The sequence below is a fragment of the Spirosoma terrae genome (genome assembly GCF_010435915.1).
Classification (GTDB): Bacteria; Bacteroidota; Bacteroidia; order Cytophagales; family Spirosomataceae; genus Spirosoma; species Spirosoma terrae.
Window position 1 is genome coordinate 833,273 of the sequence record NZ_JAAFZH010000001.1, and the last position, 13,797, is coordinate 847,069.

The following is a 13,797-nucleotide window of genomic DNA, read 5'->3' on the forward strand; positions in this document are numbered from 1 at the left end:
GTTTAGAGGCAATGCTGGACCGTAATTCAATCATTCTGTCATGCAACAATTCTATCATTTGACTTATGGAAACAGTACTTGGTATAGATCTTCCTACATGGTGGTTTTTGCTGATTGGTGCGCTGATCAGTGGGTATGGTATTCTGGACGGTTTCGATTTGGGAGCAGGTGCTATTCAACTGTTTTTTCGAAAAGAAGAAAGCCGACGTATTGCGCTCAATGCCATCGGGCCAGTTTGGGATGGCAACGAAGTGTGGCTGGTTATTGGTGCAGGCTCGTTATTTGCTGCATTTCCATTGGTATATGGCACCATTCTATCCGTGTTTTATCTGCCGTTTATTTTGTTTCTGGTGGCTATTATTTTCCGGGCGATCTCGATTGAATTTCGCAGTAAGGAGAAAATGAAATGGTGGCGGCAACTCTGGGACATCAGTTTTTGCGTGTCCAGTATTGTTATTTCGTTGCTGCTGGGCTTAATATTGGGTAATCTTATTCAGGGTATTCCGCTGAATGCAAAACATGAGTTTATTGGTCGACTGCGCGATTTTTTCAATCCCTATGCATTGCTGGTGGCTATTACGGTACTGTCGTTGTTTATGATGCATGGTGCTATGTATCTGATCATGAAAACCGAAGATCGGATTTTTGCCCGACTGACCGTCATGGCCAATAATACCAGTAAGTTCTTCATTCTGTGTTTTATGGCAACATCCATGGCGACGTTGATTTACGTACCGCACATGACCGATATTTTTAAGAGCCATCCTGAACTGTTTATCCTACCGATTGCGGCTGTTCTGATTGTTCTGAACATCCGACGTAGCATCGAAAAACGGCAATATCGACGGGGGTTTGTGTCTTCGTCGATCACTACAGCGCTTTTATTGATACTGTTTGCGATGGGTTTATATCCGAACCTGGTTCTGTCGAATGCCGATCCGCAGGGCAATATCAGTATTTACGAAGCGGCTTCGTCGACTGGTTCCTTGAAGACAATGCTCTTGATTGCCTTTATCGGTATGCCTCTAGTAGCGACGTATACTGTATTTATGTTCTGGACCTTCCGGGGTAAAGTAAAACTCGAAGAGCATAGCTACTAGCTAGTTAGATCTGGCCGTTCTCCTCTACGTAGTGCATTGACCAGATTATGCGCCCGGCGGGTTGGTTCCGGAATACGATAGCCGAATCCACGGCGGCCGCCATGGCAACGTAGCGTCAGGTCGATAGCGGTTTCCAGATCAATCAGATGACCAGGCGATACGTAGACCGGGTTGACTTTATCTTTCGTACGTAGCGCAGCACCAACCACATCGCCGTAGTGCAGCATCGGCGACCAGGAGCCACGTTGGGTCAATGGTTCATTGAATTTACCGACCAGCACGGATTTGCCACAACCGAATGTTGGCCGATTCAGAAACAGACCCGCATGCGACGCAATACCAATCCGGCGTGGATGGGCCGTGCCGTGTCCATCGAACATCACTACGTCGGGTTCCGATTTTAGCGTAGACCAGGCCTCCAGCAGCGAGGGAATTTCCCGAAACGACAACAGACCGGGGATGTAAGGAAACGACGCCGTACTAATCACGCCGGTTTCTTCTATCGTTTCCAACGTATCGAGGTCCAGGACGACAATCCCCGCATACACGGTTTCTTCGAACTTATTGAATGAAATATCGCAGCCAGCAATAGTACGGGGCGAGTTTGCCATCGGTTCAATACGTATCTGTGAGCGTAATTGCTGCTGCAAGGCGACAGCTTCGGCGGGCGTTACGTTCCAGTCGTGGAGAAGTTTGTAATGGGCCATGTGACGTTGAGAATAGGCTATTCCTTAACGTAATGACATCAAACAAGGTTTGCACCAAACACTGGCTTTTAGGCTAAGGGAAAGGCTGCTCATGAATATCCTAGAATTTAAGGATAAAAATCATCAGATTATAGGGTTTTAAGTCTGCCAAGGCGATTGGATATTTGCCATTGTATAATTTGCTGACCGACAGGTATGTTTTGACGCGGGAATCAGTAAATTACCGGTAAATAAGCCTATCTACACCTTTCTTTACATCTATCACTATGCGGGTCTTAATTGCTGAAGATCATAGAATTCTGCTAGATAGCCTTGCTATGCTTCTGTCAAGTATTGACGGTGTAGAGGTCGTGTCGAAGCATACGAATGGGAAACAGGTGCTGACCGCGCTGGAAATTGAGCCCGGTATTGATCTCGTGGTTTCTGATCTGCAAATGCCCATTATGGGTGGTATTGAGTTGACACTCCAACTTCGTGAACGTTTTCCTCATGTAAAAATCTGCCTGCTGACCGTGGCTGATCAACCCGAAGCCATCAAAGAAGCGTTACGAGCTGGTGCTGATGGATACGTATTGAAAAGCGCCGAACGTAGTGAGTTGGAAACTGCCCTGACTATGGTAGTCAAGGGCCATAAATATTACAGTGAGCAAGTACTTATGAAGCTTGCTCAGGATACTAGCCTTGAGTTTACACCAGCAACAGAAAGACCACAGCGAATAGCGATTACACAACGTGAGTTAGACGTATTAAAGCTAATCGCTCAGGAATATTCAGGTACGCAGATTGCCGAAAAGCTATTTATTAGCCCCACCACCGTTGAAACCCATCGTAAACACCTGATGCAAAAATTAGGTGTTCAAACAACGATTGGCCTGGTTAAATATGCCCTTAAATTTCAACTTGTTTAACTAAACCGTTTCACTTTTTAACTATACAAGAAATATGGCTGATGCAGCACGTCGATTTATTCAGTTACAGAGTTTTGTCGAGATTGAGTATCAGGGAGAGAAAATAACAATTACGCTTCTCAATGAACAGGGACAGCCCATTCGTGAAGCCCCTTTAACATTGCCTTATACTGCTTTTGCCGATAAGCAGGTATTCACTACAGTAATCAATAATAAGCCTGTTCATTTTATTAATGTAATGCTTGAGATTGATGATGCAGAGTATAAAAAGTTAAAAGAGCAAACACATTCTATTGCGAATTGGAGTATAACCAATGTTCGAACTTTAATGGCTGACAAAAACCCCATTAGTCGTCCGCCAAAGGTAATGAGAGCGAGTGTGGTAAGAGAGTGGGAGATGAATGAACGTGATAGTTTAGATATTGTCGGGTATGTAGCTCCGCTAGCTTAATACTTACTCTTTTTTATGATCATTGATAGTCCCGTCGAAGCCTTTAGCTTCGACGGGGATTTTTATTTGTATTGTAGTTCCTTGCTTATCAGGGTATTGGGTGGTAAAGATTCCGCCTAGCGATTCTAATCGAGTCTGAATGTTTTGTAGGCCTACTCCTGGTTTGATGTGGCTAGACGCCAGCCCTATGCCGTTATCGGAAACTGTTAAATCAACCCCTGATTTGGTTCGACACAAGGTAATATCGACCTGAGTTGCTTTTGCATGTTTGATTGCGTTGTTAATGAGTTCGAGTACAATGCTGTACATATTAAATTCAATCTCTATAGGAAGCCGTTCTGTTAAGGCTAGTATGGTGAGTGAAAATCGAAGAGCCGACGTTTTGTTTAGCTTATCGATAAGCGTACGTAGCGTTTGGCTGAGGCCTTCCTTTTCGAGTTCGGCAGGCAGAATGTTGTGCGAAATATTGCGTACTTCTGAATAAGCATTCTGGATAAGTGCCTTTACTGTTTGATAGATCGATTGCTCTGATTCGGATAAATTCTTAGGATTAATTGATTGCACACTCATATTTACCGCACTGAGCAAACTGCTTAGATTATCGTGTAGCTCAATGGCCACACGCTTACGTTCAATCGTTTGTCCTTTGAAAAGTGCGGCTTTAATTTCTTCATTCTTTCTTACCAGCTCCTGGTTGCTGTTAACGAGTTCCTGAGTACGCTCTGCCACTTTTACTTCCAGAGTTTTATTGATGTGGGCAAGTTGTTCTTGAGCATCTTCCAGTAATAGACGCTGACGGTCAATTTCCCTGTTTTTGGTTTGTAGACGCCGGTTATTGCCGAAAAGCAACGCTGTAATAAGCAGTATGGCTGCCATGCCGCTAAATAAGGCGTTGCGAGTTTGAGCCAGTTGCTGGTTTTGGTTTTGCTGAGCTAATAACTGTACCTGCTGCTTTTGCAGGGTATTCTCTTTCTGTACATTATCGTACTGGGCCTGTAATGATTCAATACGTTGTTCTGTTCGTTCTTTCGATAAACTATCTTTCAATAAGGTAAAATTTTCATGGGCTCTAAGCGCATTATCGGCTTGCCCTAATTGCTTGAAAATTTTATAGAATTTTTCTTCGGCTTCTACAACCACACTACTATTATGTACACGTAGTGCTGTTTGTTTTGCTTGCTCACAGTATAGGAGTGCAGTTTTCCATTGCTTGTACTGGCTATATAAGCTGCTGAGGTTTAGTAAAATACTTCCTTCAAGATCAATGCTGCCTGTTTTTCTTGCTAAGGCTACTGCCCGATTATAATAGTGAAGGGCTTTGGCCTTCATTTGTAATTCTTGATAGACCCATCCGATAGCGTGCAACCCTTGCGCTTCATACCATTCGTTATGTTCTCTTTGGGCAAGAGCATACAGCTCCTGATTAGTCATTAATGCGGCTGAGAGCTTGCCCTGCTCCCGATATATAGAGCCTAACACATTCAAGATCGATAGTTGAATGTAGGCATCGGGGTATTTCTTTAAAACGTTCAGACCTTGTTGGCAAAGCTGTGTTGCTTTGTCGTATTCTTTCAGGCTCGTATAAGCGTGGGCCAAGGCTCCATGAGATACGGCCATGCGCGTATACTGTTTTAGTTTTTCCGCCAGCAAAAGTGCTTTATAATGAAATTGAATGCTCTTATAGTGATCGCCTTTTATTTGATGGAGAAAGCCCGCAAATTGATAAGCATAGATCAGTTCTTTTTGTAAGGTTGGTGCCTCGCAGAGTTTGATCATCAGAGTGTTATAATGAACTGAAGAGTCTAAATTGACATCGACATAGTCATTCATGATAGCCTTTATTGACTTATAAAGGAGTGTATCTCTGGCGTAGCTATCAGGCTTTTCGTGTAGGATTGACAACTCATGCCTGAGACTATCGAACCTAGGTGTCTGCGAACAGCAGATTTGTGACAACAGGCATAAAAATAGTATCAGTTTTTTCATAAGACGGTGGATCTTAAACAAACTTACTAAGTCTCTATTGATTTCCAACCGAAGCTTTTTTAGACATAGCGCGGTACGTATATCCTAAAATTATAGGATAAAAAATCGTCATAATCAGGGATTTATGAGCAATGTCTGACTATAGACCTTTGAGGTATTCATTCTGGGGATAGACAAGAGTATAGGTAATCGCCTATGTCCAGAACCTGCCCAGTGATCTATCTGAAATAAATAAGCCATGAAATCCTCATTATCACTTCTATCCTCACTATTTTGTCTGCTTCTGATCTGGACGGCCTCCTGTAAGAAAGACCCCGATCCCGCACCCGGCGGTGGCACCACCAATCCGGGTTCGGGAACTACAACCACTGGTACCGCCAAAAGTTCGGCCAAAGCCATCACCGCCTTCGCTTTCAGTGGCTTGAACCCCGCCATTACAGCTACTATCGATGCTACGGCCAAAACCATCTCAGCCACCGTTGCGTCGGGAACGGATGTAACGAAGCTCATACCGACTATTACGGTATCGGACAAAGCCACCGTATCACCCGCGTCGGGCGTAGCACAGGATTTCTCGAAAGCTGTTACGTATACCGTAACAGCGGAGGATGGAAGTACACAGGCGTATACGGCGAATGTGACGAAGCAAGTAAATGTCATAACTTCGGCAGCAAACGATGTTGTTTATGTATGTGGTACCGATGACAAAAAGCTTTACGCCATTGATGCCAGTACGGGTAGGAAAAAATGGGAGTTTTTGTCGGGGTCGGTAGTCTATTCTTCACCGATTTATGTAGATGGTGTCGTGTATTTTGGGAGTGGTGATAAAAAAATCTATGCTGTTGATGCTGGTACGGGCGCTAAAAAGTGGGAGTATTTAGGTACTAATAACCCAAGTTTTGCTCCCACCTATGCCGATAAGGTAATTTATTTCGCAGATACCTATAACCGGTTGATTGCCCTGGATGCGAGTACGGGTACAAAGAAATGGGAGTTTACGGGCGATGATATCCTGACAAATCCAGTTGTTGATAACGGGGTAGTATATACTTCCGTAAAAGGTCGACAAGCTGTCTACGCCATCGATGCTGCCACTGGAACAAAAAAATGGCAGACAACCACTGGAGGTTCTTATGCCACCGGAGAATATTCACTTGCTGTTCAGAACGGGATTGTCTATACCGCCACGACAAATGGTAAACAGCTTCAGGCGTTAGATGCCGCCACCGGGACAAAAAAATGGGCTTTTACGATTGACGGAAATACAACCTCGGCCTCTCCAACCATATCAGACGGAGTCGTATATATAACTGACTGGACGCAAAGTCTTTACGCGATTGATGCCGCTACTGGAGCTAAAAAATGGAAATATACCTCTTTTGATTTGTCCTACGACCCTGCCGGACCAATTGTTCAGAATGGAGTCGTTTATGTAGGATTGTCAGTTGCGGTCGATGCGGCTACCGGAGCAAAAAAATGGAGTAATTCTGTTGGGACGAAGTATGACATTTCATCAGTTTTAGCAAACGGAGTCCTGTTCGGCGGAAATATTTCATCGAAGACATTATACGCTGTCGATGCCACTACGGGAGTGAAAAAATGGGAGTTTGCCTTGGGTAGTAACATGTCAAGTTCAGCCTGTGTCGTGGATAAAAGCGGAAAGGTTTATTATGGTGGCAGCAGTGGCATGGTGCAGTAATACGGCCTCATAGCTTTCCAAATTTTTCTAAAAACAGCTCCTTGTCATTTTCTCAAAACCAAACGGAATATGAAACCGTTACATTCACCCCTGTCCATTTTGTTTTGTTTGCTCCTCGTGTGGGTCGTATCCTGTAAAAAAGAAGATCCACCTGCTGCACCGGCCAAAAGCAGCGAAAAAAGCATGACGTCTTTTGTGTTCAGTGCGCTCTCGCCAGCCGTAACCGGAACTATCACTAGCAACGCCATTTCGGCCACCGTTACGTCTGGTACCGACCTAACGAAACTCGTGCCGACCATTGCCATATCAGCTAAAGCGACGGTTTCACCGGCCTCGGGCGTAGCGCAGGACTTTACTAATCCTGTGCCCTATTCAGTCACAGCGGAAGATGGTACGAAGCAAACGTATACGGTAACCGTTACGAAACTGGCCGCGCCGAAAAGCTCGGCGAAAAACATTTTGACGGTGTCGTTCGATAAAACAAGCCCAGTGGTGAAAGCAACGGTCGATACGACGGCTAAAACCGTAACGGCCTTGCTGCCCGCCGGCACCGACGTAACGAAGCTCGTGCCGACGATTACGCTTTCTGATAAAGCAACCGTATCGCCAGCGTCGGGCGTGGCGCAGGATTTTACGAAGGACGTTACGTATGCTGTTACGGCCGAAGATGGCAGCACCAAAGCGTTTACCATGAAGGCCGCTACGGACTCCTATTACTTTGCCAATATACGGATGACGGTAAACGAAGATAAAGGCATTCGATCATTGAATGACTCCTGCTTGCTGAACCTGCGCACAGGCCAGGTGTACATGCTGAAAGACGGAGCGGCCAATGCTGCCAACGTCGATTTCATTCTCAACCAGTATTGTGATATAGAATTGTATTCCCCGGCTGCAGTAATCTATTGCGGAGTTAGCTGTGGCGTTGGCAGGGTGAATGAGATAATAGTAGGCCAGAAATGGGCTTCTTATCGTAAAGGCTTTGTCGATAATGTAAGTGCGAATCAGGTTAAGGTAGGTGATTCTGGTTACGGGCAAATAGCAGCCAGTGAATGGAATAACCTGAATTTTGCCGCAGATATTACGAAACAGTTCAGTGTAGGGCGTGCTCTAGCTCTGGAGAAACTAGACGACACAGATGTCTACCTCAAAGGCCACACCAAGTTGGCCGGATCTGATAAATTTGATTGTGTTCCTGCCATTCCCTACGATCAGATGCTCTACCGATTTCTGACTCAGGAAGGCAAAAAGGGACTGATGCGCATAAACAAACACGGCAAAACGGCCAATGGTGGCTACTACGCAATCATCGACATCAAGATTGAAAAATAGAAACGTGGTTTGACTCGGTCAAAGACCAACAGGCGACGCCGAAAACCTGAGATAGAGTAGGCACTTTATTCTTCTATTCGCACAAATCCACATGAAAACGTTATCTATTTGGGCATTAGCCCTGTGTTTGGCCGTGAGCGGCTGTAAGAAAGACGACGAGACAACGACGAACCCTACACCGGCAAAACCTGCCGAGAACCCAACCGCTAAGCTGGTTGAAACGGGAAGTTATAAACTTGTTTCCCTCGATTTTTCGTCGTATAAAGGTGGAGAATACGGCTATGTATTTAGCGCGAATGCCGATGGGAAAATTACACAGTTGGGATGCCAGATGCCAGAAACGGGCGTTTATACCGTTTCATTATGGGATGATAACGCAGGCAAATTAGTACGGCAAAAGACTGTAGAACAAACCGCTCCCGCTAAGGCTACTCTCGCGACGATTGATGAACTCGTAGTCTCAAAAGATAAACGTTACGTGGTTACTGTTAATCTGACCGCAGGAGGAATACTGAAAAAGGTGTATCGACTCGATAGTGGAACCGCAACGCTCATTACGTATCCTAAAGTGGTTGGGAATGTACTGCTTGTCGCTCCAAAATATAAGTACGCTGTCAGTACGCCAACTTATCCGGATGGGACTGATCAACTTACGAATACCTTCATTTTTGGTATTCCTGATTTTACGTTCATACCGAACTGATTCGACGGGTTTTAATTTTATTGGCTACCAGTTTTCATTCCTATGAAAAAGATCCTGACTTTCCTGTTCCTGCTATTGCTTACCTATCCGCTACAGGCGCAAGCACTGCCTGAGCTTCGGCAATACGTAACCACTGGCCAGATCGAAGCCGAAATTACGACGGTTAAGAATGCTGGAAACCGATTTACGTCCTTCGGAAAATGCCTGTTACGGTATTCGGGTAATAAACTCCGGGGCAATTACCAGCAGTTGTTTAGCGACCGGAATCAATTCATAGGCAACAAGGATAATACCGGCCTGGAAATTGACCTCAGCAACGGCACCATCACTATTATTCTCAATAGCTGGGGCGGTGGCCGCGAAACGTATCAGGCTCAGGTGCAATCGAACGGTAAGCTACTGGTTTCCAACAATACGGGCTTGGTGGTTATTGTTAGCCTGGAAAAGAAAGGGCAGGCCATCGATTGATGTGAGCTAGCTTAACAATAATCATTCGTATTGCGTATATATATTACTGTTAAGAAGGTTTGGCCGGCTTTTTACTCGGTCGGTCAAATCCTGACTATTTACTTCTATGCTTACACTATCCACGTCATTTGGTGATCAACCCCTTCGAATAATTGACAATGTTCCGGCTTCGCAGCAAAGTTATCAGGATGGTTCTGCTCAGAAAGGCACGTATCAGTATGCCCTTAAAGCAGTATATGCCGATGGGGGCGAATCGCCACTGAGTGCGTTTGTGCAGGTAGTTCGGTAAGCTGTTACGTAGCGATTTTATCGGACCAGCTTTTGGTGATTTTGCTGGCGAATCAGATTGACGACAGCGTTTAGTTGTGGGTCGGTATGAGTCAACACGTCGTTTATCGTAAGAGGAACGGTGAGGTCGGGTAAAGTACCTCGGCCTTTCTGGGGCGGTGTCGGTACAGCGTTATCGTAATAAACCAGTGGGGTGGTAACCTGAATGCCGGATTTAGGGAGGTCGAGCGTAATGAAACTGCTACCGTTCCCTCCTTCATAGGCACCACCCGCTTCGACGCCGATGAAGGTCCCCACTTTATTTGCCTTCGCTACCGCCAGAAACTCCGAGGTGGTTGAGGCACTTTGGGCATCCATAAGGATATAAACCTGGCCCCGGAATCGATTGGGTTTAGGTACGTAACGCTTCGGCTCTCGGGTATCGCTGCCCTGCTTTAGCGTAAATGTACCGTCGGCTTCGGGGATCAGTTCATTTCGTATGTTTTTTCGATCAGCTTCGGACAGGTCCGAAAACTTCACGAATTCGGAACTGTCGGTGATGGCGTGTTGACGGGCGTAGTAAGCCACGGCGGTGTCGGTTTTCATCAGGTACGTAAACAGTTCGATTCCCTGACTATCCCAGCCACCGGGATTGCCACGAAGATCGAGAATCAGATTTTGAGTTTGCTTTTTGGACAGTTTCGTCATTGCTCCATCCATAAACTGCTGAAACCGCCGAATGGCCTGGTCGCCATTGCTTATGCCATTGGCTCCGAAACCATCGATTCGTAAGATAGCTGTCTGGGCCAGTGTGTCGGAAAAAGAGAGTCGCCACGGATGCTTTTGCTTTTTATTGACATACCAGTCTATCATTTGCTTGTTGATCGGGTTGCTGGTTATTGTTTTCATCATCGACGAAAAAGGCTGACCCGCAGTCGCGAACTGGATCGTATCGCCTGTCATTGTGCGAAAAGTGAACACGTATTCGTTGGGCCGATCAATGAACCAGTAATAAAATAAATTCATCAATTCTCCTTTCAGCGTGGCAGCCCGCGACGATTCAATGTAGCCATCTGTCCAGTAGTAGCGATAGAGTTGCTGCCGGATGTCCTCCAGCGGTTTACCGTTAATCGTCAGCAGTTCAAACCCAGGTTTAATGCGCTGATCGTTCGTGCCATTGAGCAGAACATACGCGCGTTGCTGCGACGGAAACATGTAAAATGGCATCATCTTCCAATTATTATGAAAATGTTTTTGCCAATTTTTTGCCGGTAAAGCGTGCGTGTGGGCGCAACGAACATCGGCTATCAGCCCGGCTATAGTCCTGAAAAATAGGTAAAAGGGCAGCGGGCGGTCGAGGCTTCGATCAATACTGTCCAGTTTAGCCTGCATGACCGATTTGGACGTATAGCGGTATAAGCCCGGATGGGTTTCTTCCAGTAATCGGCGGAGGTAACGAAAATCGGCCTGCATATCGGCAGGCTGGAGAATTTTCGTGGCTAACGTATCGGTTGCGGCCTGAACGTTGAGGAATCCAGAAGAAAAAAGCAGGATCAATAAGTAAATAGCTTTCAAGAGAGTTTATTATTTACTGGCAGTGCTTCGAATGACTTATAATCGTTTCGCTACTACGTCGCCATTTTGGTGAACAACAACCTGCGTAACACGTCCGGCATTATCCTTGTGAAAGGTCAATTGAGCGTTAACGGCCTTGAGAAAAAAATCGGTTTCGCTGGACGGAAAGATTTCAAACCGCCCCTGGCCCGTCACCGCCAAAAAAGCGTGTCCGTTGTCGAGCGTTATCGATAAAATCCGTCCGGGGGCCAGCTGATAGTTACCGACGTATTGTTTCAGAATGGCTTCGCTTACCGGAACCGTTTTATAGCTGATGGGTAGCTGAAAAGGCAGATCATGTACAACAAACGCCAGGTCTTTAATCATCGGTTCGAGCGTCGTTATATCGGAGGCATCATCAACATTGGCGAGCATAATAATGCTGATATCGTCTGCCGGGAAAAGGACGAAGAACGTAGCGTAACCCGGTAAATTACCGTTCTGAAATACGAGTTTGTTCCCCTGTCCGAACGGCGCTATTCCCCAGCCATAACCCCACATACCTTTGTTGGATGGATTGAACGTAGCGTCCAGCGATTCGGGCTTAAGAATTTGGTGATTCAGGATTGCTTTCGACCAGCGATATAAATCCGTTACGTTACTATACATACCGCCTGCTGCGTAAGAAACGGTCGAATCGATTACGGGGGTTGGCATGAGCAACGAATCTTTCCAGTACGTATAGCCAGTTGTTTTGCCCTGATTTTTTAGATTACGAAAATCAAAACCAGTCTTTGTGAGCTGTAAGGGCGTAATAAACCGCTCCCGAATAACTGACTCGAATGGTTTGCCAGTTACTTTTTCGATAATTAATCCCAGCAAAAAGTAGCCCGAGTTTGTATAGTTGACCGCTGTGCCCGGTTTGTTGGTCAGCGGTTTATCTCGAAATGTAGCGAGCATCCAGTCCTTACTAACCGGTTGGGTTAATTTAGCGCTGTCGGGGCCATACAATATGCTTTTAAAATCGTAAATGCCCGAATTGTGGAAAAACAGATGCTCTACTGTAATCTCGTTGGCGTGTGGGTAATCGGGAAAATACTTGCTCAGTTTATCCTGAACCGATAGTTTTTTTTCTTCCTGCAATTGCAGAATAGCCGCCCCTGTAAAGGTTTTGGTAATGGAGCCTAGCTGGTAGATGCTCGACGTATCGTTAGGAATGCGGGCCGATTGTTTGCGCCAGCCGTAGCCTTTCTGAAGTAGAATCTCTCCTTTTTTCGCTACCAGAACGGAGCCGTTTAGACGATGCTGACTGGCAGCCAGTGTGAGGTATTCATCTAGCTTTTCTGCCGTTGTTTTTAATGATTGCGCCGGTGCGGGAATAACCAGGCTTTGAAAGAGAAGGGAACAAATGACCCACTGGAGAATTTTCATAACGCGCATTTTTGGCGTAAAACAGCCTGAAATGCGTATGGATATCTACTCAAATCCCGATTTGAGAAGTCTTATTTCGGTGCTGCGCCACAAATTCCCGAGGAGACGTACCGGTTATTTGCTTGAATGTTCGCTGAAAGGTGGCCTGTGAGTTGAAGCCACAATCGAAAGCAATTCCGGTGAGTGTCAGGTGTTCATGGGTGGAATCGACAAGCCGTTGCTTTACTTCTTCGATCCGATATTCGTTGATAAAACTGTTAAAATTTTTGTGCAGATGCTGATTTATAACCGCCGAGATAAGTTTGGGGGCCAGTTGGGTATGTTGTCCAACTTTTTCAACCGTTAATTCGGGGTCAAGAAAGATACGGTCGGCTACCATCGCCTGTTGCAACGTAGCGACCACCTGCTTCACAGTTGTTTGGGGAATATCGGTTCCCGTTGCTTTTGTGGGTTGGGGCCCTACGTTCGTGGTCCGGATTTGTAAGTAGCCTTTGAGCCCTAGCCAATAAATGATTATAGTGATAGGTACGTAAATAGGATACCACCCAAATCGATCGAGCAGGGCATTACGTGAAGCTGGAATTATATAGGGAATCAGGTGAAGAAACCAGATGATCTGAAAGGCCAGAAATACATACACTAGCTGCCGAAGCCAACGCAATTGCGGATGCTGATCGCTGGAAACGGATGCTGTTAACAATCGTTTCGTTAGAAATAGATAAATTGTTAGTGAAGCCCAGCGGGGAATATCGACATAGGTGTTGTATTCATCCATAACAGCCCCCCAGGTTGGTCCGTTTTTCTGCTCGAAAAAGCCTAGTAGTAAGCCGCTAATAAATATCCAGCCTATCAGTGGTGCGCCTATGTCCAGAATAACAGGGTAGAAATGCCGCCTTTCTCGTTTGCTAAGCCTAAACGATGGATCAAGCACCGATTTGACGTAGAAATAGATGAGTGGTCCGAGTGGCATGGCCACGATGAGCGGCAATAACTCAACGGCAAGACCAATCCAGCGATTCGTCAGAGGAACGCTCACCGCCAGGCTCATCAGGCTGAGCAGAAAAATAAGCGGCCCCAAAAGCCGGTTCGACAGGCGGTGTCCCTTAGGATTTGTCCAGAGTAACGTTGCAAGAATAAAACCCTGCGTTGTACCCAGCAACAAGATTAGATCGAAGGGGGAAATGGTCATAG

General features: G+C 45.8%; 13 protein-coding genes. 8 read left to right on the plus strand and 5 right to left on the minus strand.

Going from position 1 to position 13,797, the window contains the following annotated elements; genetic code table 11:
- The first annotated feature begins 65 nt into the window (after positions 1–65).
- Positions 66–1,100 carry a cytochrome d ubiquinol oxidase subunit II gene (gene cydB, locus GK108_RS03655; RefSeq protein WP_163942878.1) on the plus strand — a complete coding sequence of 345 codons (1,035 nt, stop codon included), beginning with the start codon at positions 66–68 and terminating at the stop codon, positions 1,098–1,100.
- Here the strand turns inward: cydB and nfi are convergent.
- A complete protein-coding gene (gene nfi / locus GK108_RS03660; RefSeq protein WP_163942881.1) occupies positions 1,097–1,807 on the minus strand; it encodes a deoxyribonuclease V in 711 nt (236 codons plus the stop codon). The genes cydB and nfi overlap by 4 nt on opposite strands.
- 266 nt (positions 1,808–2,073) lie before the next feature.
- Here nfi and GK108_RS03665 point away from each other — a divergent pair, with 266 nt between their 5' ends.
- Complete coding sequence (locus GK108_RS03665) at positions 2,074–2,715, plus strand: response regulator (protein WP_163942884.1); 642 nt, start codon at positions 2,074–2,076, stop codon at positions 2,713–2,715.
- Positions 2,716–2,749: 34 nt separating this feature from the next.
- Positions 2,750–3,166, plus strand: a complete 417-nt coding sequence (locus GK108_RS03670) for a hypothetical protein (protein ID WP_163942887.1) — start codon at positions 2,750–2,752, stop codon at positions 3,164–3,166.
- A 3-nt stretch (positions 3,167–3,169) separates the two neighbouring features.
- On the opposite strand, the gene GK108_RS03675 is transcribed toward GK108_RS03670, so the two are convergent.
- Complete coding sequence (locus tag GK108_RS03675; RefSeq protein ID WP_246224649.1) at positions 3,170–4,996, minus strand: tetratricopeptide repeat-containing sensor histidine kinase; 1,827 nt, start codon at positions 4,994–4,996, stop codon at positions 3,170–3,172.
- A gap of 394 nt (positions 4,997–5,390) precedes the next feature.
- Between GK108_RS03675 and GK108_RS03680 the strand changes: the two genes are divergently transcribed.
- From GK108_RS03680 to GK108_RS03700, 5 genes are all read left to right on the plus strand, one after another.
- Entirely contained in the window at positions 5,391–6,851 is a 1,461-nt protein-coding gene (locus tag GK108_RS03680; RefSeq protein ID WP_163942893.1) for a PQQ-binding-like beta-propeller repeat protein, read from the plus strand.
- Positions 6,852–6,920: 69 nt separating this feature from the next.
- On the plus strand, positions 6,921–8,183 hold the full coding sequence (locus tag GK108_RS03685) for a DUF5018 domain-containing protein (protein WP_163942924.1): 1,263 nt from the start codon (positions 6,921–6,923) through the stop codon (positions 8,181–8,183).
- 91 nt (positions 8,184–8,274) lie between these two features.
- Positions 8,275–8,886 (plus strand): DUF4082 domain-containing protein, encoded by a 612-nt coding sequence (locus GK108_RS03690; RefSeq protein ID WP_163942927.1) that lies wholly within the window; start codon positions 8,275–8,277, stop codon positions 8,884–8,886.
- A gap of 42 nt (positions 8,887–8,928) precedes the next feature.
- Complete coding sequence (locus tag GK108_RS03695) at positions 8,929–9,354, plus strand: hypothetical protein (protein WP_163942930.1); 426 nt, start codon at positions 8,929–8,931, stop codon at positions 9,352–9,354.
- A gap of 106 nt (positions 9,355–9,460) precedes the next feature.
- Positions 9,461–9,643 (plus strand): hypothetical protein, encoded by a 183-nt coding sequence (locus GK108_RS03700; protein WP_163942933.1) that lies wholly within the window; start codon positions 9,461–9,463, stop codon positions 9,641–9,643.
- Between the two features lie 17 nt (positions 9,644–9,660).
- Here the strand turns inward: GK108_RS03700 and GK108_RS03705 are convergent, their stop codons facing one another.
- The 3 genes from GK108_RS03705 to GK108_RS03715 are packed head-to-tail and all read right to left on the minus strand — an operon-like array spanning position 9,661 to position 13,795.
- Positions 9,661–11,196 (minus strand): S41 family peptidase, encoded by a 1,536-nt coding sequence (locus GK108_RS03705; RefSeq protein WP_163942935.1) that lies wholly within the window; start codon positions 11,194–11,196, stop codon positions 9,661–9,663.
- A gap of 36 nt (positions 11,197–11,232) precedes the next feature.
- Positions 11,233–12,606 carry a serine hydrolase gene (locus GK108_RS03710; protein WP_163942938.1) on the minus strand — a complete coding sequence of 458 codons (1,374 nt, stop codon included), beginning with the start codon at positions 12,604–12,606 and terminating at the stop codon, positions 11,233–11,235.
- Between the two features lie 49 nt (positions 12,607–12,655).
- Positions 12,656–13,795 (minus strand): helix-turn-helix domain-containing protein, encoded by a 1,140-nt coding sequence (locus GK108_RS03715; protein WP_163942940.1) that lies wholly within the window; start codon positions 13,793–13,795, stop codon positions 12,656–12,658.
- Positions 13,796–13,797 lie beyond the last annotated feature (2 nt).

Coding starts and splice junctions, on each gene's coding strand:
- cydB (WP_163942878.1), top strand. CDS start 66: ATGGAAACAGTACTTGGTATAGATCTTCCTACATGGTGGTTTTTGCTG.
- nfi (WP_163942881.1), bottom strand. CDS start 1,807: ATGGCCCATTACAAACTTCTCCACGACTGGAACGTAACGCCCGCCGAA.
- GK108_RS03665 (WP_163942884.1), top strand. CDS start 2,074: ATGCGGGTCTTAATTGCTGAAGATCATAGAATTCTGCTAGATAGCCTT.
- GK108_RS03670 (WP_163942887.1), top strand. CDS start 2,750: ATGGCTGATGCAGCACGTCGATTTATTCAGTTACAGAGTTTTGTCGAG.
- GK108_RS03675 (WP_246224649.1), bottom strand. CDS start 4,996: ATGAATGACTATGTCGATGTCAATTTAGACTCTTCAGTTCATTATAAC.
- GK108_RS03680 (WP_163942893.1), top strand. CDS start 5,391: ATGAAATCCTCATTATCACTTCTATCCTCACTATTTTGTCTGCTTCTG.
- GK108_RS03685 (WP_163942924.1), top strand. CDS start 6,921: ATGAAACCGTTACATTCACCCCTGTCCATTTTGTTTTGTTTGCTCCTC.
- GK108_RS03690 (WP_163942927.1), top strand. CDS start 8,275: ATGAAAACGTTATCTATTTGGGCATTAGCCCTGTGTTTGGCCGTGAGC.
- GK108_RS03695 (WP_163942930.1), top strand. CDS start 8,929: ATGAAAAAGATCCTGACTTTCCTGTTCCTGCTATTGCTTACCTATCCG.
- GK108_RS03700 (WP_163942933.1), top strand. CDS start 9,461: ATGCTTACACTATCCACGTCATTTGGTGATCAACCCCTTCGAATAATT.
- GK108_RS03710 (WP_163942938.1), bottom strand. CDS start 12,606: ATGAAAATTCTCCAGTGGGTCATTTGTTCCCTTCTCTTTCAAAGCCTG.
- GK108_RS03715 (WP_163942940.1), bottom strand. CDS start 13,795: ATGACCATTTCCCCCTTCGATCTAATCTTGTTGCTGGGTACAACGCAG.